At 50.9% G+C, this 20,615-nt stretch carries 21 protein-coding genes and 3 tRNA genes; 18 read left to right on the forward strand and 6 right to left on the reverse strand.

Annotated features, from left to right (window positions below; all coding sequences use genetic code 11):
* The first annotated feature begins 269 nt into the window (after nucleotides 1-269).
* The 4 genes from rsmC to ABIB59_RS19490 all read left to right on the forward strand — a co-directional run bounded on the left by rsmC (nucleotide 270) and on the right by ABIB59_RS19490 (nucleotide 1,784).
* On the forward strand, nucleotides 270-1,298 hold the full coding sequence (gene rsmC / locus ABIB59_RS19475; protein ID WP_079497306.1) for a 16S rRNA (guanine(1207)-N(2))-methyltransferase RsmC: 1,029 nt from the start codon (nucleotides 270-272) through the stop codon (nucleotides 1,296-1,298).
* Between the two features lie 168 nt (nucleotides 1,299-1,466).
* Nucleotides 1,467-1,552, forward strand: a tRNA-Leu gene (locus ABIB59_RS19480).
* Between the two features lie 28 nt (nucleotides 1,553-1,580).
* A tRNA-Leu gene (locus ABIB59_RS19485) sits at nucleotides 1,581-1,666 on the forward strand.
* Nucleotides 1,667-1,698: 32 nt separating this feature from the next.
* Nucleotides 1,699-1,784, forward strand: a tRNA-Leu gene (locus ABIB59_RS19490).
* 33 nt (nucleotides 1,785-1,817) lie between these two features.
* Here the strand turns inward: ABIB59_RS19490 and ABIB59_RS19495 are convergent.
* Complete coding sequence (locus tag ABIB59_RS19495) at nucleotides 1,818-2,057, reverse strand: DUF1435 domain-containing protein (protein WP_039078244.1); 240 nt, start codon at nucleotides 2,055-2,057, stop codon at nucleotides 1,818-1,820.
* A gap of 252 nt (nucleotides 2,058-2,309) precedes the next feature.
* On the opposite strand from ABIB59_RS19495, the gene ABIB59_RS19500 reads away from it, so the two are divergent.
* Nucleotides 2,310-3,380 carry a GGDEF domain-containing protein gene (locus tag ABIB59_RS19500; RefSeq protein WP_165159782.1) on the forward strand — a complete coding sequence of 357 codons (1,071 nt, stop codon included), beginning with the start codon at nucleotides 2,310-2,312 and terminating at the stop codon, nucleotides 3,378-3,380.
* Nucleotides 3,381-3,484: 104 nt separating this feature from the next.
* The gene (gene fhuF / locus ABIB59_RS19505; RefSeq protein WP_169039966.1) at nucleotides 3,485-4,276 is read left to right on the forward strand and encodes a siderophore-iron reductase FhuF; all 792 of its coding nucleotides are present in this window, start codon (nucleotides 3,485-3,487) and stop codon (nucleotides 4,274-4,276) included.
* Between the two features lie 125 nt (nucleotides 4,277-4,401).
* Here fhuF and ABIB59_RS19510 read toward each other — a convergent pair whose 3' ends face one another.
* Nucleotides 4,402-5,742, reverse strand: a complete 1,341-nt coding sequence (locus ABIB59_RS19510) for a PTS sugar transporter subunit IIC (RefSeq protein ID WP_071193582.1) — start codon at nucleotides 5,740-5,742, stop codon at nucleotides 4,402-4,404.
* Between the two features lie 337 nt (nucleotides 5,743-6,079).
* Between ABIB59_RS19510 and ABIB59_RS19515 the strand changes: the two genes are divergently transcribed.
* The gene (locus ABIB59_RS19515) at nucleotides 6,080-6,538 is read left to right on the forward strand and encodes a YbaK/EbsC family protein (RefSeq protein WP_039078240.1); all 459 of its coding nucleotides are present in this window, start codon (nucleotides 6,080-6,082) and stop codon (nucleotides 6,536-6,538) included.
* 40 nt (nucleotides 6,539-6,578) lie between these two features.
* On the opposite strand, the gene bglJ is transcribed toward ABIB59_RS19515, so the two are convergent.
* Together bglJ and ABIB59_RS19525 are read right to left on the reverse strand one after the other, a co-directional pair.
* Nucleotides 6,579-7,205, reverse strand: coding sequence for a DNA-binding transcriptional activator BglJ (bglJ, locus tag ABIB59_RS19520; RefSeq protein ID WP_039078239.1), 627 nt, complete (start codon nucleotides 7,203-7,205; stop codon nucleotides 6,579-6,581).
* Nucleotides 7,205-7,939, reverse strand: a complete 735-nt coding sequence (locus ABIB59_RS19525; protein WP_039078238.1) for a helix-turn-helix transcriptional regulator — start codon at nucleotides 7,937-7,939, stop codon at nucleotides 7,205-7,207. The genes bglJ and ABIB59_RS19525 overlap by 1 nt, the downstream gene beginning before the upstream one ends.
* 515 nt (nucleotides 7,940-8,454) lie before the next feature.
* Between ABIB59_RS19525 and ABIB59_RS19530 the strand changes: the two genes are divergently transcribed.
* The 9 genes from ABIB59_RS19530 to opgB all read left to right on the forward strand — a co-directional run bounded on the left by ABIB59_RS19530 (nucleotide 8,455) and on the right by opgB (nucleotide 15,982).
* Nucleotides 8,455-9,231 (forward strand): threonine/serine exporter family protein, encoded by a 777-nt coding sequence (locus tag ABIB59_RS19530; protein ID WP_039078236.1) that lies wholly within the window; start codon nucleotides 8,455-8,457, stop codon nucleotides 9,229-9,231.
* Nucleotides 9,222-9,695 carry a threonine/serine exporter gene (locus tag ABIB59_RS19535; RefSeq protein ID WP_039078235.1) on the forward strand — a complete coding sequence of 158 codons (474 nt, stop codon included), beginning with the start codon at nucleotides 9,222-9,224 and terminating at the stop codon, nucleotides 9,693-9,695. Before ABIB59_RS19530 ends, ABIB59_RS19535 begins: the two co-directional genes overlap by 10 nt.
* A 66-nt stretch (nucleotides 9,696-9,761) precedes the next feature.
* Nucleotides 9,762-10,403 carry a TetR/AcrR family transcriptional regulator gene (locus ABIB59_RS19540; RefSeq protein ID WP_071193580.1) on the forward strand — a complete coding sequence of 214 codons (642 nt, stop codon included), beginning with the start codon at nucleotides 9,762-9,764 and terminating at the stop codon, nucleotides 10,401-10,403.
* A gap of 44 nt (nucleotides 10,404-10,447) precedes the next feature.
* Entirely contained in the window at nucleotides 10,448-10,903 is a 456-nt protein-coding gene (locus tag ABIB59_RS19545; RefSeq protein ID WP_039078234.1) for a MarR family winged helix-turn-helix transcriptional regulator, read from the forward strand.
* Between the two features lie 82 nt (nucleotides 10,904-10,985).
* Entirely contained in the window at nucleotides 10,986-11,414 is a 429-nt protein-coding gene (locus ABIB59_RS19550) for an organic hydroperoxide resistance protein (protein ID WP_039078233.1), read from the forward strand.
* Nucleotides 11,415-11,599: 185 nt separating this feature from the next.
* Complete coding sequence (gene dnaT / locus ABIB59_RS19555) at nucleotides 11,600-12,139, forward strand: primosomal protein DnaT (RefSeq protein ID WP_071193578.1); 540 nt, start codon at nucleotides 11,600-11,602, stop codon at nucleotides 12,137-12,139.
* A gap of 2 nt (nucleotides 12,140-12,141) precedes the next feature.
* Nucleotides 12,142-12,879 carry a replicative helicase loader DnaC gene (gene dnaC, locus ABIB59_RS19560; RefSeq protein WP_047371948.1) on the forward strand — a complete coding sequence of 246 codons (738 nt, stop codon included), beginning with the start codon at nucleotides 12,142-12,144 and terminating at the stop codon, nucleotides 12,877-12,879.
* A 73-nt stretch (nucleotides 12,880-12,952) separates the two neighbouring features.
* A complete protein-coding gene (locus ABIB59_RS19565; RefSeq protein ID WP_354036656.1) occupies nucleotides 12,953-13,453 on the forward strand; it encodes a YjjA family protein in 501 nt (166 codons plus the stop codon).
* Nucleotides 13,454-13,690: 237 nt separating this feature from the next.
* On the forward strand, nucleotides 13,691-15,982 hold the full coding sequence (opgB, locus tag ABIB59_RS19570) for a phosphatidylglycerol--membrane-oligosaccharide glycerophosphotransferase (protein ID WP_354036658.1): 2,292 nt from the start codon (nucleotides 13,691-13,693) through the stop codon (nucleotides 15,980-15,982).
* A gap of 138 nt (nucleotides 15,983-16,120) precedes the next feature.
* On the opposite strand, the gene ABIB59_RS19575 is transcribed toward opgB, so the two are convergent.
* The gene (locus ABIB59_RS19575) at nucleotides 16,121-17,143 is read right to left on the reverse strand and encodes a zinc-binding alcohol dehydrogenase family protein (RefSeq protein ID WP_334749260.1); all 1,023 of its coding nucleotides are present in this window, start codon (nucleotides 17,141-17,143) and stop codon (nucleotides 16,121-16,123) included.
* Nucleotides 17,144-17,282: 139 nt separating this feature from the next.
* Here ABIB59_RS19575 and ABIB59_RS19580 point away from each other — a divergent pair, with 139 nt between their 5' ends.
* Both ABIB59_RS19580 and ABIB59_RS19585 read left to right on the forward strand, forming a co-directional pair.
* Nucleotides 17,283-18,197: an FCD domain-containing protein gene (locus tag ABIB59_RS19580; RefSeq protein WP_039078227.1), complete on the forward strand. Its 915-nt coding sequence runs from the start codon at nucleotides 17,283-17,285 to the stop codon at nucleotides 18,195-18,197.
* Nucleotides 18,198-18,411: 214 nt separating this feature from the next.
* Nucleotides 18,412-19,773 (forward strand): MFS transporter, encoded by a 1,362-nt coding sequence (locus ABIB59_RS19585; protein ID WP_354036660.1) that lies wholly within the window; start codon nucleotides 18,412-18,414, stop codon nucleotides 19,771-19,773.
* Nucleotides 19,774-19,788: 15 nt separating this feature from the next.
* On the opposite strand, the gene ABIB59_RS19590 is transcribed toward ABIB59_RS19585, so the two are convergent.
* On the reverse strand, nucleotides 19,789-20,601 hold the full coding sequence (locus ABIB59_RS19590) for a GNAT family N-acetyltransferase (RefSeq protein WP_354036661.1): 813 nt from the start codon (nucleotides 20,599-20,601) through the stop codon (nucleotides 19,789-19,791).
* Nucleotides 20,602-20,615 lie beyond the last annotated feature (14 nt).

Raw genomic sequence — 20,615 nt, forward strand, 5'->3', positions numbered from 1 at the left:
TTCATGATGCGTCGAGGCGGCAAGGATGAGTATCCCCGGGAGCTTACACAAGTAAGTGACCGGGGTACGAAGACGCAGCCAACAAAGAGGCAGCGCGAAGGATAACGTTGTCATACACAAAATCATTCATGATGCGTCGAGGCGGCAAGGATGAGTATCCCCGGGAGCTTACACAAGTAAGTGACCGGGGTACGAAGACGCAGCCAACAAAGAGGCAGCGTGAAGGATAACGTGTATAATCCCCGCCTAAGTTTAATGAGGAACCATTCATGTCTGCTTTAACTCCGGCAAGTGAAGTCTTGCTGCGCCACAGTGACGATTTCGAACAGAGCCGCATTCTTTTTGCCGGTGATTTACAGGATGACCTGCCTGCAAGGCTGGAGTCGGTTGAAAGCCGCGCCTGGACTCAACAGTACCATCAGTGGCAGACACTCAGCCGTCAGATGGGTGACAAGGCCGTTTTCGGGCTTACGCTTGACAAGGCTGCCACTGGCGAGAGCGATACACTGATTTACTACTGGCCGAAGAATAAGCCGGAAGCACAGTTTCAGTTAATGAATCTGCTGTCGCTGCTGCCGGTTGGCACGGATATTTTTGTTGTTGGCGAAAACCGCAGCGGTGTTCGCAGTGCGGAACAAATGCTGGCGGAGTTTGCGCCGCTGAACAAAGTCGACAGTGCGCGTCGCTGCGGGCTTTATCATGGACGTCTGGAAAAACAACCAACGTTTGATGCTCAGGCATTCTGGGATGAATACCACCTGGACGGGTTGTCTATTAAAACGCTGCCGGGCGTCTTTAGCCGCGACGGTCTGGATGTGGGTAGCCAGTTGTTGCTCTCAACGCTGACCCCGCATACTAAGGGCAAGGTACTGGATGTGGGCTGTGGCGCGGGTGTACTGGCAGCCGTACTGGCCAGCCACTCGCCGAAAGTACGTCTGACCCTATGCGATGTCTCGGCGCCGGCTATTGAAGCCAGCCGAGCAACCCTCGCGGCGAATGGCTTTGAAGGTGACGTTTTTGCCAGCAATGTCTTTTCTGAGGTGACGGGCCGTTTCGATATGATCATCTCAAACCCGCCTTTCCACGATGGCCTGCAAACCAGCCTGGAAGCCGCGCAAACGCTGATTCGCGGCGCGGTGCGTCATCTGAACAGTGGCGGCGAGCTGCGTATCGTCGCTAACGCCTTCCTGCCCTACCCGGCGGTGCTGGACGAAACCTTTGGTTTCCACGAAGTGATCGCGCAAACAGGGCGTTTTAAAGTCTACCGTACCGTGATGACTCGTCAGGCAAAACGCTGATCTTTTCCGGCCCGGTAGCATTTCGTTACCGGGCAATTCCGCAGCAAATTCCAGGTGTTGGTTTTTAAAGCAGTTATAAAATCGACACGCAATTAACTATTGACGAAACCTGGAAAACATCTAGAATGCGCCTCCGTGGTAACGATACTTATTGGGTATCGATGGTATGCGAAGGTGGCGGAATTGGTAGACGCGCTAGCTTCAGGTGTTAGTGTCCTTTGGATGTGGGGGTTCGAGTCCCCCCCCTCGCACCATAATCCACGTTGATATTGCTCTCACCGGGCGAAGGTGGCGGAATTGGTAGACGCGCTAGCTTCAGGTGTTAGTGTCCTTTGGATGTGGGGGTTCGAGTCCCCCCCCTCGCACCAACGAGGCGATATCAAAACAGTAAGATAGATGTGCGAAGGTGGCGGAATTGGTAGACGCGCTAGCTTCAGGTGTTAGTGTCCTTAGGATGTGGGGGTTCGAGTCCCCCCCCTCGCACCAAATATCTTACAGCCTCCCTGTATGACCTCCCTGTTACATCATCAGCTTCAAATTCAGCATCACCAGCATTATCCCCCCGACAAGCGCAATCCCTGACGGCAGCAAAACAAAATGACGTAATCTTTTGTGATAAAGCATCGCGGACGTTAGCAACAAGCCAATGACAATCACCGAGCGCCAGGCACCCACGGAAAGATCCGCAAAGGCCATCACCGCGACGATAACCCCTGACAACAAGATAGCCCATCCACTACCCAGTGCGCGTTGCAACATGCTTTAGACTCTCACAACGATAATGATAACCAATATCATATGATAGGTTTTCTCATTTGTCAGCATACCTTAGCGAATCGGTATGAACTTTACGCATCTTCTGGTGACAGGGATTCACGAAGGTGATAAATTAAGCACCACTTAATTAAATCTAAAAAATTGCTTTTTTCGCGGTAATCTTTCTTCGCGTTATTTTTCAGTTTGGCAACCAGTTCAATTATACATTGCAGATTAATAACGACTTTTTTAAATATGACACCACACTCCTGGCAATCCCTTTGTAACAAGAAATATCGCTTATCCGTGCGACTCTTCTTGCTACTTAATACCATCTCGGCTCTTTTTTCTATCGCACTGCCACTTTATAACCTGCATGCGTTTACATTGCCCGTATGCCTGATCCTGGGCTCAAGCCTTGCTGGCTTGTTCGGTCACTGGAAATTTCCAAAAAAGAAAATAAATATAACGCTGATCTCGTTTTTATTTGGCTGTATGTGGGCGTGGGATATCATTATTAAATCCGCAGCATTAGGAGATAATGGTTCAACCTATCTACTTATCGCCCTATTAAGTGTTTTATTTATTGGCTCACTCGCTTTCTCTAATAATATCATCGCATTTATGCTGCACTCTTTACCTGCTTTCATGGGGTGCGTCTTGTTAAGCAGCGGTGAAATAACATTGCGGATTGTCTACGCTTTTGCGCTGCCGATGATCGGGATTGCTATTCAGCATGTGATTCAAAAGCGTAACGACAACTTCTCACAGGCTTTGATGTATCGCCTGATGCAGGAGCGCAAAACGCTGAACGATTTAAGTATGCTGGATCCGCTTACAGGGCTCTACAACCGACGTGGTCTGCAAAACAAGCTCGATAATCTGCTGGCACTTGATGACGGTACGCGTTTTGTCCTACTGCTGGATATCGACCACTTCAAAGCCTACAACGATCACTACGGTCATATGATGGGTGATCAGGCGTTAATTCGCGTTTCTGCCGCCATTCGTAATGCCGTGCGATCCAGAGATATTGTCGCCCGCTTTGGCGGCGAAGAATTCCTGATCTTATTAAACAGCGTTGACCTGGAACGTGCTCGTCTTGCAGCGGAACGGATTCGTCAGCATGTTTACGACCTGAAGATCCCCCATATGTTTAATGAGAGTGTCGCGACGAACGTCACTGTGAGCATTGGCATTGCCCCGCTGGAAGATGGCGACATTGAAGACGCACTCGATAAAGCAGATAAAGCACTGTACGAAGCCAAACACCAGGGACGGAACAGTATTCTCGTCAGCAGCGACTTACAGGTCCAGGTCGCATAATTCGGCCTGTCCAGGCTGACTTTACGATAAACATCTTGCTATAGGCCTGGCCTCTGGCTAGGATTGGAAATCATTATCATTTAGATTTCTATCTTTCTGACACTATGGCTTATCGTTACGCACCCGTTAATGAATTTGTGATCCGTCAGGCGAGGCTTTTTACTGAGAGCGACACCCTGGCGAATGAGGTGCGCGATATCCTTGCTCGCCTGCGCCCTCATCTTCTCGATTTCATCAAGCTGAACGAACTTCCGCCACAACAGGCGCTAACGCTGGCGGAATGGGCGCGACCGGATCATCTGCAATCACTGCTGACAACTTACACAAACCATATCTACCAAAAGCAGCCGACGCTGCCGTATGAAGGCAAACCGCTTCTGTCATTATGGGCACAGTGGTACCTCGGCCTGATGGTGCCGCCGCTGCTGGTAGCCTTATTAACGCAAAAAATTGCGCTGGATCTTTCCCCGGAGCATCTGCATGTCGAATTTCATGAAACTGGCCGTGCCGCCTGCTTCTGGATGGATGTAGAGCGGGATGAGGCTCTGACGGCGCAGGGTGACATCCCGCGTATTGAGGCATTAATCGTTCGGGCGATGGCCCCCGTCGTAGCGGCACTGGAAGCGACCGACGAGATCAACGGTAAGCTTATCTGGAGCAATACGGGTTATCTGATTAACTGGTGTCTGGGCGAAATGAAGCCTTTGCTGGGCGATGAACGGGTCACCGCGCTGCGCCAGTTCTGCTTCTTCGAGAAGCAGCTTTCGAGCGGTAACGACAACCCTTTATGGCGGACTGTCGTCACCCGTGATGGTGCGCTGGTCAGACGTACTTGCTGCCAGCGATATCGCTTGCCGGATGTCCAGCAATGCGGAGACTGCACACTAAAAAAATAGCGTCATGCGACCAGATACCTCACGCTTGTGAAGTTGTGCGGCTTGATGCTCTCACCCCGGCCCTCTGCCACAGGGAGAGAACGTAAATACTAAAAAGGCAACGTTCGTTGCCTTTTTGCTTTTATTTAGGCCACTTGCTGGCCTTCTTCTGCGCGTTGCGCCTCTTCCGCTTCCTGTTCCAGTAACTGTTTCTCGTACACTTTAAAGAACGGGTAGTAAATGATGGCGGAGATAACCGCGAGGATAACGACAAGCACGGCGGCACGGAAATCCCAGCCCAGCGCCCACGCCCCGCCAATAGGTGCAGGAGCGGTCCACGGAACGACAGAAATCACGCGTCCAATCAGATCCATTTTCATCGCCGCCCAGGCAATAATGGCGTTCACTAACGGCGCCAGAAGGAAAGGAATAAAGAACACCGGGTTCATGACAATCGGCGTACCGAAAATAACCGGCTCGTTAATATTGAACATACTGGGGACAATACTCAAACGGCCAATGGAGCGTAGATGCACCGAGCGGCTGCGCAGATAGCAGAACACCAGCCCCATGGTTGCACCGGACCCCCCAATAACGATAAAGAATGTCCAGAAGGCCTCCATAAAGATGTGCGGTAACGGCGCCCCCTGCGCAAGTGCCGTCTGGTTCAGCCCCAGGTTAGTCAGCCAGAACATTTGCAGCATGCCAGACACAATCGCCGCTCCATGAATCCCGGCAAACCACAGTAAATGTCCGATTAGCACCGCCAGTAAAATCGCAGGCAGTGAATCCGCAGCCGACACCAGTGGCTTAAAGAGCGCCATAATGGCTTGCGGAATTAATACATTGAAATGTGACTGAATAAGAAGACTCAGCGGATAGAGCGTCAACACAACCACCAGCACCGGAATCAACAGGTCAAATGAGTTTTTGATCATCGGCGGCACCTGATCCGGCAAGCGGATGCCGATATTGTGCGCCTTGAGGAAACGCATCATCTCCACACAGTACACGGCGACCAGAATCGCGGTAAAAATCCCGGTTCCCCCCAGGCTATCTACCGGTAATGTGCCGTTGGTTTTGGGTGCCGCAACCAGTAAAAAGGCCATCAGCGACAGCATGGCGCACATAAAGGGATCGAGCTGATGCGACTTCACATAATGCTTGCCCAGGTTATAGGCGATGGCCGCACAGATGTAGATAGACATAATGCCCATCGTCATGTCGAACGGCGTCAGGATACGCCCTTCATACTGCTTTGCCAGATCGAGCCACGCACGGGCGAAGCCCCACGTCGTGTCAGGCGAAAACGGCGGATAGGCGAAGACCAGCAGGAAAGAACCGACTATCATAAACGGCATGGCCGAAATGAAACCATCACGGATGGCCATGACATGACGCTGGGAAGAAATCCGCCCGGCTATAGGGCTGACGTAGTTTTCGATGAAGCGAAAAATCACGTTAAACACTGCATGGTTGGCAGACATAGCGGCTCTCCTGTCAGTCTATATAATTCAGCGCAACAGCGAATGTTCTGCCGTGCAGCAATCCATTTGTAGGGTTTAAGACCATGCTGGCTAACGAACCAGCATTACAGCGAAGCAGGATACGTTTCATAGACGGCTCTTATTGATTATCGGGACAGAGGAAGTGACAAAATCAGTATTAACCCCGATGAAAAACACTGCAACCGGTTACTGAAACCGGTTTCCACGATTGTGAAGGTGATCGTGAAACGCGTGGTAACGGGATTGTTTTGACAAGATATTTACAGGGATCACAGGGTTGTGACAGATTATTGAAGGTTATGTTCAGGAGAAGAAAATGAGTTTGCAGTCTGTCAGGCAATTTTTTGCCGAACACGCCCCCGATATTGACATCATCGAGCTCAACCAAAGTACCGCAACCGTCGCACTGGCTGCCGCTGCCCATAATGTTGAACCCGGTCAGATAGCCAAAACGTTATCTCTCAAAATCAAAAACGACGTGGTGTTAGTTGTCGCAAAAGGCGATGCCCGCCTGGACAACAAAAAACTGAAGTCCACCTTCGGTGCGAAAGCGAGAATGCTCAGTAGTGATGAAGTGGTCACCCTTACCGGCCATCCGGTTGGCGGTGTCTGTCCGTTCGGGCTGGAAAACCCGTTGGCTGTTTATTGTGATGTTTCATTGAAACACTACGAGGAAGTACTTCCGGCAGCGGGTGCCATCCATAGCGCAGTGCGTATTTCCCCGGAGCGCATGGCGCAATTAACAGACGCAAAATGGATTGATGTTTGTGAGTAATCAAGGCAGTGCCAGGCGAACCTGGCACTGAGTAAACGGGTTATGCTAAGGATTGAGCCCCTTTTAATGCTGCTGCGGCAGGAACCCAGGTTAAAATATCTGCCGCATTCAGCAGCCCCACATCGGAATTCACCCCTAATTTAGCCATGGCGTTAAATTTATGCGCCCGGATGGTCTTAATGTTGCGCTCCAGATGTACGGCTATCTCCGGCATCGACAAACCACGCGTCATACATTGCAAAATGGCGCGCTCAGTCGGACTCAACGTGCGGTTCTGGCTGACATACCAGTGATTGACCACGTTTTCATTGACACGGCGGGTCTCCCCCAACAGGGTACAAATGTGCCCAAGTAAAATGGGTAACGAAGCTGATTTACTTAAAACGCCATGCAATCGTGACGGAGAAAGACGGCTGACAAGGCGCGCTTCGCGATCGTCATCCGCCAGTACGATCCGCTGGATGCCAGGGTTTGTCAGTGACAACGCATGCAAGCAAAGCAGACATTCCCGTCGGAGCTCTCGCATACTCGATAGCGAATAAATAACTGAAAAGAAAGGCGTCTTTTTCTGCGCTTCAACAAATGCTTTGTGACTGTTAAAAAAATGAAAGTGATATGATTTCATGGCTGGCGATGCGAACAGATGGCGCAGGCCAGCCTCACTCATCATGCATCTCTCGATGACGGCAACATGCTTTTTCCCGGCACTGATTTCCATTCTGATTGCTCTCCATACGCCGACACAAGATTCAGCTCTTTAGCCCCCTGCGCACTATTAATCCATGCATACATTTCCGCATTACTCCGTAATGACAGCCGACGCATGGCACTGTTTTTTTGCGCGCTAATTGTTTTATTGCTTTTTTTAAGTAGCATCGCAATTTGATTAATACCCCACCCTTTACCCAACAGACGGAATACCTTTCGCTCAGAAAGCGTTAATGACTCCAGCTTATTTACAGCCTCATCTGCGTCAAAGAAATCTGCTGATAATAAAGTCTGGCTAATTCTTTCTGCACTTTCATCACCAGCGCGAATAGCATTAATAACACCGTCCACCGGTTCTCTGTCTGAAAGTAAGGTGCTACAAGGTCGCATCAGTAATTCAACGGCCATAGGATAAATCGTACGTGAAACAAAGAATATCCAATGGATATCAGTGTATTGAGAAAGAAGGGAATAATATTGTTCACAGGCATTGCGCATCTGACGCTGCTCACCAGAAAGATCTGCGATGACCAGAGAGGCGCGGCGTAACTGTAATAGTGTTATCTCTTCTAAAGAGCGGCAAAAAGTTAATTCATATTCGGGGAAATGACGTTCCAGAATGTCCCCCAGCCCAACAGTCATTACGGGAATTTTACTGACAACTATCCCATATTTACAGCTTCTCGATAACATGTAACCTCCGCATCCATTCGCGAGCCTTATAAAATAAGTTATGTGAATATTTACTAATAACGCCAACCACCGTGTCAGCGGATACCACCCATTAATAAATATAAAATGAAAATATGACGAGAGTGTTTGTCAATATTCGGTTGTAACAATTAGTGATTATAAAAACAGCTTAATGGGGTGTCAATATATCTAACAAGCCAATAATGATACCTGCTACGTACTCTGTAGAAGATAAAAAGAGAAACATAAATTAATTAATCACAAAATATATATTTATTGAAAATAAATACACCAGAAAAATGAATCTATCTTTTTATCTCTCACGTGGCGTAGGTTTCCCTTCCCCTTTCTAAAAACGGCGCACAATCCTGCCAGCGAGCAGCAAAACCGCACCATTTTGTGATTTATTGCGCGAATCTTGATCTATCACCACGCCATACACAGGGCCTCCTGTGCTAAAAATTACCTTTTCGTGCCACGCCTTGTGGACCTTGTGCAACATTACCAGGGCTATCATGCAAGAAGACCAGTCATCACAACGCGCCATTACACGTTTGTGTATCCAATGCGGCCTTTTTTTATTGCAACACGGTGCGGAAAGCGCACTGGTAGATGAATTATCCACGCGCCTCGGACTGGCGCTGGGCATGGATAGCGTCGAAAGCTCCATCTCATCAAACGCCATTGTGCTGACCACCATTAAAGATGGCCAGTGCCTGACATCGACCCGAAAAAACAGCGATCGCGGCATCAATATGCATGTGGTGACTGAGGTTCAGCATATTGTCATCATGACAGAACATAAATTGCTGGACGCCAAAGATGTCGAAAAGCGTTTTTCTCAGGTAAAACCCCTTCGTTACCCACGCTGGCTGGTCACGGTGATGGTTGGCCTGTCCTGCGCCTGTTTTTGTCGGCTTAACAATGGCGGCTGGGATGGCGCGTTTATCACGTTCTGCGCCAGCAGTATGGCGATGTACGTCCGACTGCTGCTGGCGAACCGTCATATGCACCCGCAAATCAATTTCTGCATCACCGCATTCGTGGCGACCACCATTTCCGGGCTTATGCTCACGCTACCGGTTTTCCTGCATACGCCTACGGTCGCTATGGCTGCAAGTGTCTTATTGCTGGTCCCCGGCTTCCCGTTGATTAATTCCGTCGCAGATATGTTTAAAGGCCATATCAATACTGGCCTCGCACGCTGGGCTATCGCCAGTCTGTTAACACTCGCTACCTGTATTGGTGTCGTTTTGGCTATGACCATGTGGGGGCTGCGCGGATGGATGTAATCTGGTTTTTGCTTAATCTGATACAAGACATGTTGCTGGCTGCCATTCCGGCCGTAGGCTTTGCAATGGTGTTTAACGTTCCGCATCGCGCCCTGCCCTGGTGCGCTCTGCTCGGCGCAATTGGTCACGGTACGCGCTTCGCCATGGTCTCCTGGGGCTTTAACATCGAGTGGTCGACATTTATCGCCTCGATGTTGGTCGGCAGTATTGGGATTCACTGGTCACGCTGGTATCTCGCGCATCCAAAAGTCTTTACGGTTGCCGCAGTAATCCCCATGTTTCCGGGGATATCAGCCTATACCGCAATGATCTCCGCCGTAAAGATCAGTCACCTCGGTTATAACGAAGACCTGATGATTCTTTTGCTGACCAATTTTCTCAAAGCGTCGTCGATTGTCGGCGCGCTCTCAATCGGCCTGTCTATCCCCGGCCTGTGGATCTACCGCAAACGCCCGCGCGTGTGAAATTTGAGTTATTTCTTTGCCATGGTGATAATCCCCCGAACCGATTGTGACTGACGAGGAGCGGATGTGGAACACCATGGCATTTATTCACCGGACAGTTTTGACGATACCCGAGTGAAGGACAAAATTTTCCTCAGCGCGATTACACTGTTTGCGGAATATGGGCTCAATGGCGCCCGCATGGAGCAAATCGCTGAAAAAGCCGGCACCACAAAGCGCATGGTGGTGTACCACTATAAAACCAAAGAAAACCTGTATTTGCAGGTTATCGAGTATGTTTATGCCGCTATTCGCGCCAACGAAAAATCCCTCGAACTCGCCACCCTGCCGCCTGTCGAGGCGCTGGTACAGTTAGTAGAAAGTAGCTTCGATTACCACGCCGACCACCCCGATTTTATTCGCATCATCTGCATGGAGAACATGCAACGCGGCCGCTTCATTCAGCAATCGGCCTGGCTGCGGGATGTCAACCTCAGCGCCCTGACGCTGCTGGAAGATATTTTGCGTCGTGGTCAGCAAAAGCAGCTATTCAACCAAAGTGTCTGCGCGCGCGACCTGCATCGACTGATCAGTAGCTTTAGTTTTCATTACGTTGCCAATAGTTATTCGTTTTCCATGCTCTTCGAGGCGGATGAAGATCAACAGCAACAACGTCAGCATTATCGCCGGATGGCGGTACAAGTTGTACTGCGTTATATCTGCCCCTAAAAAATAACTTGCAATTAAATCGTGCACTATCTATATTCAGAAACATGAAAACGAAATCAACTGAACCCGCGAATGCGCAGCTCGCGTTAGATAACCAGTTTTGTTTTGCGTTGTACTCAACAAACCTGGCGCTGCATAAGCTGTATCGGCAGTTACTGGCACCGATGAATCTGACCTACCCGCAATACCTGGTGATGCTGGTGTTGTGGGAACAAGATGACGTCACGGTGTCGGAGATTGGTGAACGCTTATTTCTGGATTCGGCAACACTTACCCCGCTGTTGAAGCGGCTGGAAAGCGCCGGGTTTATTATTCGCCAACGTTCCCGCCAGGATGAACGCCAGGTCGTCATTACCCTGAGCGAGGCAGGTCGGGAATTGCAACAACAGGCAAAAGCGATACCGAATGCGGTCATGTGCTCGTTCGATTGTGACCACAAGCATCTGATGGAGCTAAAACAGCAGCTCGAAGTATTGCGCCAACAGTTTCAGCAAGCATAAGCCCGACTGTGGACGGTTTTATGCGACCATATATATAGCGTGCTATTTTATAGTAAACGACAATTATGAAAAGGAACCTGTTATGTCTTTAGAAAAAGTGATTTATACCGCCAAAGCCAAAGCCACCGGTGGTCGTGAAGGTCGCGCAACCTCTTCTGACGGCGTACTGGACGTCAAACTGGGTTTACCGAAAGAGATGGGTGGCGCAGGCGGTGAAGTCACCAACCCGGAGCAACTGTTTGCCGCAGGTTATTCAGCCTGCTTCCTGGGTGCGATGAAGTTCGTCTCTGGTCGCGACAAGATCGCAATTGCAAAAGACGCCTTTATCGAAGCAGAAGTGGGTATCGGTCCGCTACCGACCGGGTTTGGGATTGAGGTCAAACTCAATATCCACCTGGAAGGAATGGATGCCGCAGAGGCGAAGAAACTGGTCGATGCCGCCCATATTGTCTGCCCTTATTCTAACGCCACTCGTGGCAACGTCGATGTTACGTTAAACATCATCGCGTAATACTAAGCCGGACGGGCATTAGCCAAAGATCCGGCAGCCAGCACCATTGGGAAAACACACAGCCGGGGCAACCCGGCTTTTTCGTCTCTGCTCCCCCACGCCTCCACTGTGTTACTATGTGTCATTATGTCTGCGAAAATCTTCGCAGAATGTCTTTCTGTTATTGCCCTGTTTGAGAACGCGCTATGTCTTCCAGAATTCTGACTTCTACAGTTATCGGCATTGATGATTTTATGCGCGATCACGAAAGCGTTCTGGCGCGAACGGAAGGGGGCGCGGTCGCTGTTTTTGCCAATAACAGCCCTGCGTTTTACGCCATTACCCCCGAACGTCTGGCAGAATTGCTGGCGCTGGAGTCACGTCTGGCGCGTCCGGCCAGTGATATCACGCTGGATAACCAGTTCTATGAAGAGCCAGCCGCCGCACCGGTAAATGTTCCTATGGGGAAATTTGCCATGTATGCGGGCTGGCAACCGGATGCGGATTTTCAACGCCTTGCGGCGCTATGGGGCATCGCCCTTGCTCACCCCGTTGCGCCGGAAGAGCTGGCGGCGTTTATTGCCTACTGGCAAGCCGAAGGGAAAGTGTTCCACCATGTGCAATGGCAGCAAAAACTGGCGCGAAGCCTCCAGATAAATCGCGCCAATCAGGGCGGCACGGTGAAACGCGACATTAACGCGATTTCCCAGCCTGACAGCCAAATTCCACCAGGTTTTAGAGGATAACGATGAAAAACGTCGCTGAACTGATGAAACGTCTGCAACGGATGATGCCTGCCAATACTCAGCCCGCGTTTAAAAACGGCGAGGAACTTATGGCCTGGCAGAAGGAACAGGGTAAGATCCGCGCCGCCGCGATTGCGCGCGAAAATCGGGCGATGAAAATGCAGCGCACGTTTAATCGCTCAGGTATCCGTCCGCTTCACCAGAACTGCTCTTTCGATAATTACAAAGTGGAATGCGAAGGCCAGATGCGCGCACTGAGCCAGGCGCGGCAGTATGTGGCTGAGTTCGATGGAAATATTGCCAGCTTTATCTTCTCCGGCAAACCGGGTACCGGTAAAAACCACCTCGCGGCCGCTATCTGCAATGAACTGCTACTGCACGGCAAATCCGTGTTGATTATCACTGTCGCTGACATCATGTCCGCCATGAAAGAGACATTTGGTAACCGTGATAACAGCGAAGAACAACTGCTTAACGATCTGAGCAGCGTGGATCTGCTGGTTATCGATGAGATCGGCATGCAAACCGAATCACGCTACGAAAAAGTGATCATTAATCAGATTGTCGATCGTCGATCTTCCTCAAAACGCCCGACAGGTATGCTCACCAACAGCAATCTGGAAGAGATGAACAAGCTTCTGGGCGAGCGTGTCATGGACAGGATGCGCCTGGGCAACAGTTTGTGGGTCATTTTTAACTGGGACAGCTACCGTAGCCGCGTCACCGGCAAAGAGTATTGAGAGTTTTCCACTCCTTAATCCGGACGCGGGCAGGTGTATAATGTGCGCTTTCAGGCCACCCCAGGATTACGCCATGTCCTTTGCTAAACACCTTCTCTGCGTTGCCTTCGCCGGCGGCGCGTTTTTCACTCACGCCAGTTATGCCTCTTCCTGGCAGGACAGTCTTTCCAGCGCAGCCAGCCAGCTTAGCCAGCAGAGCGGTTCTGGCGGTCAGCAACAAGGTGGTATGTCCCTGTCTTCACTGACGGGCCTGCTCAACGGTGGCAACCAGTCACTCAGCTCAAGCACCATGAATAATGCAGCAGGCGTAATGACTTACTGTGCCAAACATAAGCTCGCCTCACTGACTAACACGGATAACATTAAAAATCAGGTGCTGGATAAGCTTGGCCTGAATTCCCAGACAGAACAGCAGAAAGACACTAACTATCTTGAAGGCCTGCAGGGAATGTTAAACACCAAAAACGGCGAGCAGCTCAATCTGAACAATATTGGCAGCACGCCGCTGGCGGAGAAAGTGAAAACCAAAGCCTGTGACATTGTCCTGAAACAGGGCGTAAACTTCCTCTCCTGAGTTAAAAAACGTCGCGTTTGTCGCCCCACGGGCCCAGACGCGGCGCCTGCCTTTTACCTGCGTACCTTCCCTCTCCATAAAGAAAGCGACAGCGGTCATACTTAAATCTTTCTAAACCAATTCCGAATAAATCTGTATAAAGATGACACTACAATTGCAGCTATGTTACATCGCAATTAAATTGTATCCCCAAAGGATTTATGCCAGCAGGATGCTGGTGTCGTAGAGGAATGACGGTTGTCCGAGTTACTTTCTATTGTTCTATTTCTCGCGTCCGTGGCGATTTACGCCTCTAAAGCGGGCCGTAATACCTGGTGGTTCACTGCAATATTGCTGGTGCTGGGTTTCTTTGTCCTGCTAAACATCACCCTCTACGCCAGTAACTACTTCACAGGCGATGGGATCAATGATGCGGTTATCTACACGCTGACCAATAGCCTCACGGGCGCGGGGGTGCGCAAATATCTGCTGCCCGGTGCAGTTCTGGTTCTCGCCCTGACGGCGGTTTTTGGCGCGCTGGCCTGGGTACTACGCCGTCGTCGCCACCGCCCTTATCACTTCGGTTACAGCCTGCTGGCACTGCTGATGGCACTGGCCTCCGTAGACGCCAGCCCGGCATTTCATCAGATTACTGAACTCGTAAAATCGCAGTCTCGTGAAGGCGATCCTGATTTCGCAGAATATTATCGCGAACCGGCGAAAAAGATCCCCAATCCAAAGCTGAACCTGGTCTATATCTACGGCGAGAGTCTGGAACGCACCTATTTCGATGATGAGGCGTTTCCCGGCCTGGCGCCTGAGCTGGGCGCATTAAAAGAAGAAGGTCTGGATTTCTCGCAAACGGAACAACTGCCCGGTACGGATTACACCATTGCCGGAATGGTCGCCTCTCAGTGCGGTATCCCCCTGTTTGCGCCGTTTGAAGGTAACGCATCTGCGTCCGTTTCCAGCTTTTTCCCGCAGAACACCTGCCTTGGCGATATCCTGAAAAACTCCGGCTACCAGAACTATTTTGTTCAGGGCGCAAACCTGCGCTTTGCCGGTAAAGATGTGTTTCTTAAATCACATGGCTTTGACTATTTGGTCGGCGCAGAAGAGTTAAAAGGCGAAGTAAGCGATCCGAAATACCGCAATGACTGGGGCTTTTACGACGACACCGTGCTGGATGAAGTGTGGAAAAAGTACGAGGCGCTATCCCGTTCCGGGCAACGTTTCTCATTGTTTGCGTTAACTGTCGATACCCACCACCCGGACGGTTTTATCTCCCGAACCTGTAGTCGTAAAAGCTATAGCTATGACGGTAAACCAAACCAGTCGTTTAGCGCCGTAACCTGTAGCCAACAGCATATTGCCGCGCTGATTAACAAAATCAAAGCCTCGCCCTGGTTTAAAGATACGGTCATTGTGGTCTCTTCCGATCATCTGGCCATGAACAACACCGCCTGGAAATACCTGAACAAAGAGGATCGTAAGAACCTGTTTTTCGTTCTGCGTGGCGATGAGCCACAGCAGGACACGCTGGCCGTGAAACGCAGCACCATGGATAACGGCGCTACGGTGCTGGACATTCTCGGTGGCGATAACTACCTCGGCCTTGGGCGCAGCAGCCTGTCCGGGCAGTCGCTTTCCGGCGAATTCCTGAATATGAAAGAGAAAATCGTCGCCTGGAAGCCCGATATCATTCGTCTGTGGAATTTCCCGAAGCAGATGAAAGACTTCACTATCGATCGCGATAAAAAGATGATCGCCTTCTCCGGCAGTAATTTCCGCCTTCCACTACTGGTACGCGTGTCATCAAAACGCATCGAACCTATCCCGGAAAGCGAATACTCTGCGCCGCTGCGTTTCCAGCTCGCCGATTTCGCCCCACGCGATAACTTTGTCTGGGTTGATCAATGCTACAAGATGGCCCGCCTGTGGGCGCCGGAGCTGGTGCTTTCCACCGACTGGTGTGTATCGCAAGGGCAGCTTGGCGGTGAACAGAAAGTCCAGGCGGTCGACAAAGATCAGTGGAAAGGCAAAACCGCTTTCAAAGACACCGTCATCAGCACCGACCGTTACAAGCAAAATGTGGATATGCTCAAAATTGTCGATGACGACATCCGCTACAAAGCCGACAGCTTTGTCTTCAACGTGGCAGGCGCGCCTGAGGAAGTGAAAAAATTCAGCGGCATTTCACGCCCGGAAAGCTGGGGACGCTGGTCGAATGCGCAGCTCGGCAACGAAGTCGAAATTGAATTTAATGACCCGTTGCCAGCATCCTTTGACCTCGTGATCACCGCAAAAGCCTATGGTGCAAACGCCAACCGCCCTATTCCGGTAAGAGTAGGCGATGAGGAACAAACGCTGATGCTGGGCAACGATGTTTCCACCACCACGTTACGTTTCAACAACCCGACACGCAGCAATACGCTGGTAATTGTGCCGCCGGAACCCGAGTCGACCAATGAGGGGAATATTCTCGGCCACTCTCCACGTAAACTCGGTATCGGGATGGTTGAAATCAAAGTCGTTGAATCCGCAGGATAAAAAAATGCGCCCGAAATACCCTGGGCGCTGAATAGCAATCGTTATTGCTGCCTGTCTTTGCAACCTATCCTCCGCTGGCGGATGAATACCCCGCGATAGCCTCTGCCTCAAGCCACAAACCTGAGTGCCGAAAGGCACTCAGAAATGAATAACCCCTTTGATCAATTCGCGGTTGTTAATCACCTGCTGTTCGTAGATTTCAGCCAGCGCGTGAAACGCATAGCGGTGAGTCAGCATCATTTGTGCGGTGATCTTGCCTTCCGCCATCAAACACCCGACTTTGGCAAAATCCTCCTCCGTCGCGTTACGGCTACCCATCATGGTGGTCTCTTTTTTGTGGAATTCCGGATCGGAAAACTGCAAATCCCCTTTAAATAGCCCCACAAAGGTGATGCTGCCGCCGTGGCGAATCAGGTTCACCGTGTTATTCATCGCCTGCTGATTACCCGTTGCATCAATGACTTTTTGCGCTAGCGAACCGCCAAAGGCAGCGCGCAAAAGGGCTTCAAAATCTGCCGAGGAAGGATCGAGGGTCACCAGATCCAGATGTTTTTCGACATGTGCACGGCGGGCCGCGCTGGTGTCGGCAACCAGCACCTGCGCGCCATCGGCGTTGGCAATAGCCGCCGCCCCCAGCCCGATTGGCCCCGCACCCACAACCAGCACCTGTTCCCCTGGCTGGATCGCGGCACGGCGCACCGCATGGGCACTGATCGCATAAGGTTCAATCAATGCGGCGGCTTCCGGGTCGATGCCCTCGGCCACCAGCAGGTTTGCCACCGGCACGCTCAGGAACTCGCTAAAGCCGCCATCCTGATGCACACCGATCACCGAGATGTTCTCACAGCAGTTGGTGCGCCCACTACGGCAGGCCGGGCATTTACGACAGGCAACGTAAGGAATAACCGCAACCTGCTGACCATTATGCAAATGGTTTATATTTTTCCCCAGACCAACAATCTCGCCACATATTTCGTGGCCTAAAACACGTGGATAACTAAAAAAAGGCTGATTACCTGCCCAGGCATGAATATCCGTTCCACATATCCCTACTGTTTTTATTTTTATTAACGCTTCATTATCGCCAGGCATTGGAATTTCACGTTTTTTCCAAATCATTACTTTTGGTTCCTGGCATACCAGTGTATTCATTGTGGTCATTATTCATTCTCCCGTATTTCTTGTTGCTCCAGATATCAGGGAAAAGCAGAAACAAAACGAAACCGGCGTGCTGAATTGTGAAACTCAGCCCATAAAAATGTTTTAAATAGGTTTTTAATAATAAAAAACAGGAGACACGATGAGCCGTTCGCAAAACTTACGCCATAACGTAATTAACCAGGTGATTGATGATATGGCGCGTGGTCATATTCCATCCCCGCTGCCCACGCAAAACGCGCTGGCAGAAATGTATAACATCAGCCGCACAACCGTACGGCACCTGCTGTCGCATCTGTGTGAGTGCGGGGTTCTGGTCAAGTCCGAAGGCGCCTGGTGCATTATCCGCAAACCGACGCAGGACGATGGCTTTAACTGCATCAGCGCGCCGCTGGCCGAGCAGAATCGTCTCTTTGAGCAAGCATTCTTCACCATGATTAACCAGCGGCAGCTGCGCGCAGGCGAATCTTTTTCCGAGCTACAACTGGCGCGTGCGGCAGGTGTCAGCCCGGTGGTAGTACGGGAATATTTGCTCAAATTTGGCCGTTATAATCTCATTGAGAATGAAAAACGCGGCCAGTGGAGTATGAAACAGTTCGACCAGCGCTACGCCGAACAGCTTTTTGAACTGCGGGAGATGCTGGAAACCCATGCCCTGCAGCATTTCCTGAATCTGCCCGCAGATGACCCTCGCTGGCTGAGTGCCAAAACGCTGCTCGAACGCCACCGTATGCTGCGCGATAGTATCGGCGATAGCTTTCGCATGTTTTCGCAACTGGATCGGGATTTTCACGCGTTATTGCTTTCCGCTGCCGATAATATCTTTTTTAATCAATCACTTGAAATCATATCCGTTATCTTCCATTTTCATTATCAGTGGGATGAAAGTGACCTGAAGCAGCGCAATATCATCGCCATTGATGAACATATGACCATCCTCAGCGCCCTGCTTTGCCGCAGCGATCTTGATGCCACATGTGCGTTGCGCAACCATCTGCATACCGCTAAAGAATCCATGATCCGTTCTATTCAGCAATCCCTTGCCGCTCACTATTAAGTACCAATTAAAAACAGCAAATTTCAATCGGGAGCACGCTTCTGCTAAAAGGCAAAGAACTAAAAATAACACCGCTCCTATCCTTTGATTAAGTCGACTGAATTAACTGGATGTAAGTGAGTGGTGTCAGATTTATTAATCTGGCATCGGGATTGATATTTTCTCCTTCACTGATAAAGCGCGAAGAGAGATAAGTAACATTTTGGAGTCAGGCGTGGAAAAAAACGATATTACCCTCGACCCACGGACAACGTTTGATAAAACAACCGAAGCGGATATTCCTATTCCGCCAGATGGCTTATTAAAACGTAGCGCCCGAATTAAGCGAATCCAAACCACAGCGATGCTTTTATTATTTTTTGCTGCGGTTATCAATTATCTCGACAGAAGCTCATTATCGGTCGCGAATTTAACCATTCGCCAGGAGTTAGGGCTAAGTGCAACCGAAATTGGTGCCCTGCTTTCCGTCTTTTCACTGGCTTATGGTATCGGACAGCTCCCGTGTGGCCCTCTGCTTGACCGCAAAGGTCCGCGTATCATGCTCGGCTTAGGCATGTTTTTCTGGTCGCTCTTCCAGGCGCTTTCCGGCATGGTGCACAGTTTTACTCAATTCGTACTGGTACGTATCGGCATGGGACTGGGTGAAGCGCCAATGAATCCGTGCGGCGTCAAAGTCATCAACGACTGGTTCAACATTAAAGAGCGTGGCCGCCCGATGGGCTTCTTTAACGCCGCATCGACCATTGGCGTCGCCATTAGTCCGCCCATTCTTGCCGCAATGATGCTAATGATCGGCTGGCGCGGCATGTTTATCGTGATTGGCGTGCTGGGGATTTTCCTCGCTATTGGCTGGTATATGCTCTATCGCAACCGCGAAGATTTGCAGCTAACCGGAGTTGAACAGGCCTATCTGAATGCCGGTAGTGTCAATGCCCGACGCGATCCGCTGAGTTTCGCAGAATGGCGCAGCCTGTTTCGTAACCGAACCATGTGGGGCATGATGCTTGGCTTTAGCGGTATCAACTACACCGCCTGGCTCTACCTTGCCTGGCTGCCTGGCTATCTGCAAACCTCTTACAATCTCGATTTGAAAAGTACCGGCATGATGGCCGCGATCCCCTTCCTGTTTGGCGCCGCCGGGATGCTGACCAACGGTTACGTCACCGACTGGCTGGTAAAGCGCGGCATGGCGCCGATCAAAAGCCGCAAAATCAGTATCATCACCGGGATGCTCTGCTCCGCCGCTTTTACTTTCGTCGTACCGGAGGCCACAACCTCCATGGCCGCCGTCTTGCTGATTGGCATGGCGCTGTTCTGCATCCACTTTGCGGGCACATCATGCTGGGGATTGATCCACGTCGCAGTGGCATCAAGAATGACCGCCTCAGTAGGCAGTATCCAGAACTTCGCGAGCTTTATCTGCGCCTCATTTGCACCGATTGTCACCGGGTTTATCGTCGATACGACCCAGTCATTCCGTCTGGCGCTGATTATCTGCGGCTGCGTGACAGTCCTCGGCGCCATTGCTTATGTGGTGCTGGTTCGCCAACCGATCAGCGATCCGAAGCAAAACTAACGAACAAACGGGCGATTACAACATCGCCCGCATTTCAATTTGACTGATGTTCATCGTGCAATACCCCGCAGAGGAAAACAGCGGGGTGAAGGATTCCGGCACCGCCACACTGGTCGTCAGCCCAGGGAAGTGATGATTGAGGTTGATCAGCATCTCACGGGCAAAGCCTTTGTGGCGGTACTCCGGCTCGACATAAAGAAAGCGCAGTTGCGGAGCATCCATCAGCGTTGAAATGGCCGCATACGCATGCTTACGATACTCAAAAGCCCGGCAAGGAAGGGTAATGACGCAAAGAGGATCAAGCTGCCAGGGTAGCACGTTCTTTACCTCAGCCACGGATCGCCAGAGCAGCTCAAGAGGATTGCACTCCCGCAATAGGTTCTCTGGGATAGCGGTAAACGTATTGCCCTGATAGCCCCGCAGCACCCGCTGTTGCTCAAAACCCACTGACCGATACAGACCGATCCCCGCCTGGTTGTCTGCAAGCACCTCCAGCCACATCTGCTGAACGCCCTTTGCCTTCAACCTGTCAATTAAGGGCACCAACAGCCGCTTACTTACCCCATTCCCCCTGTATGCCGGGCGCAGGGCAAAGGCGGCCAGCCGCGCGGATTCGGTACGCCGGGTGATAAGGGCAATGGCCACAAGCTTTTCGCCTTCCCACCAGACACAAGAGTCGGTCAGACTGATATCTTCTGCGCCGAAACGCAGCGCAAAACGCTCAGGGGTAAGAGAGATGGGAATACGGTAGCCTTCAAAGCACTCCCCTAAAAAAGCAGAAAGCTGCTCGCTACTGTAGTGAAGGGCAGAAACGGCGGTCAGATTCATAGTGCTCCTCCGGG

It is taken from the genome of Citrobacter sp. UYEF32 (assembly GCF_040546205.1).
Classification (GTDB): domain Bacteria; phylum Pseudomonadota; class Gammaproteobacteria; order Enterobacterales; family Enterobacteriaceae; genus Phytobacter; species Phytobacter diazotrophicus.

Bases quoted from the DNA above. Each gene is read 5' to 3' on its own strand.
- ABIB59_RS19590 (WP_354036661.1), bottom strand. From the start codon at position 20,601: ATGAATCTGACCGCCGTTTCTGCCCTTCACTACAGTAGCGAGCAGCTT.
- rsmC (WP_079497306.1), top strand. From the start codon at position 270: ATGTCTGCTTTAACTCCGGCAAGTGAAGTCTTGCTGCGCCACAGTGAC.
- ABIB59_RS19500 (WP_165159782.1), top strand. From the start codon at position 2,310: ATGACACCACACTCCTGGCAATCCCTTTGTAACAAGAAATATCGCTTA.
- ABIB59_RS19580 (WP_039078227.1), top strand. From the start codon at position 17,283: ATGAGCCGTTCGCAAAACTTACGCCATAACGTAATTAACCAGGTGATT.
- ABIB59_RS19565 (WP_354036656.1), top strand. From the start codon at position 12,953: ATGTCCTTTGCTAAACACCTTCTCTGCGTTGCCTTCGCCGGCGGCGCG.
- dnaC (WP_047371948.1), top strand. From the start codon at position 12,142: ATGAAAAACGTCGCTGAACTGATGAAACGTCTGCAACGGATGATGCCT.
- ABIB59_RS19550 (WP_039078233.1), top strand. From the start codon at position 10,986: ATGTCTTTAGAAAAAGTGATTTATACCGCCAAAGCCAAAGCCACCGGT.
- ABIB59_RS19495 (WP_039078244.1), bottom strand. From the start codon at position 2,057: ATGTTGCAACGCGCACTGGGTAGTGGATGGGCTATCTTGTTGTCAGGG.
- bglJ (WP_039078239.1), bottom strand. From the start codon at position 7,205: ATGAGTGAGGCTGGCCTGCGCCATCTGTTCGCATCGCCAGCCATGAAA.
- ABIB59_RS19510 (WP_071193582.1), bottom strand. From the start codon at position 5,742: ATGTCTGCCAACCATGCAGTGTTTAACGTGATTTTTCGCTTCATCGAA.
- fhuF (WP_169039966.1), top strand. From the start codon at position 3,485: ATGGCTTATCGTTACGCACCCGTTAATGAATTTGTGATCCGTCAGGCG.
- dnaT (WP_071193578.1), top strand. From the start codon at position 11,600: ATGTCTTCCAGAATTCTGACTTCTACAGTTATCGGCATTGATGATTTT.
- ABIB59_RS19530 (WP_039078236.1), top strand. From the start codon at position 8,455: ATGCAAGAAGACCAGTCATCACAACGCGCCATTACACGTTTGTGTATC.
- ABIB59_RS19575 (WP_334749260.1), bottom strand. From the start codon at position 17,143: ATGACCACAATGAATACACTGGTATGCCAGGAACCAAAAGTAATGATT.
- ABIB59_RS19525 (WP_039078238.1), bottom strand. From the start codon at position 7,939: ATGTTATCGAGAAGCTGTAAATATGGGATAGTTGTCAGTAAAATTCCC.
- ABIB59_RS19535 (WP_039078235.1), top strand. From the start codon at position 9,222: ATGGATGTAATCTGGTTTTTGCTTAATCTGATACAAGACATGTTGCTG.
- ABIB59_RS19545 (WP_039078234.1), top strand. From the start codon at position 10,448: ATGAAAACGAAATCAACTGAACCCGCGAATGCGCAGCTCGCGTTAGAT.
- ABIB59_RS19515 (WP_039078240.1), top strand. From the start codon at position 6,080: ATGAGTTTGCAGTCTGTCAGGCAATTTTTTGCCGAACACGCCCCCGAT.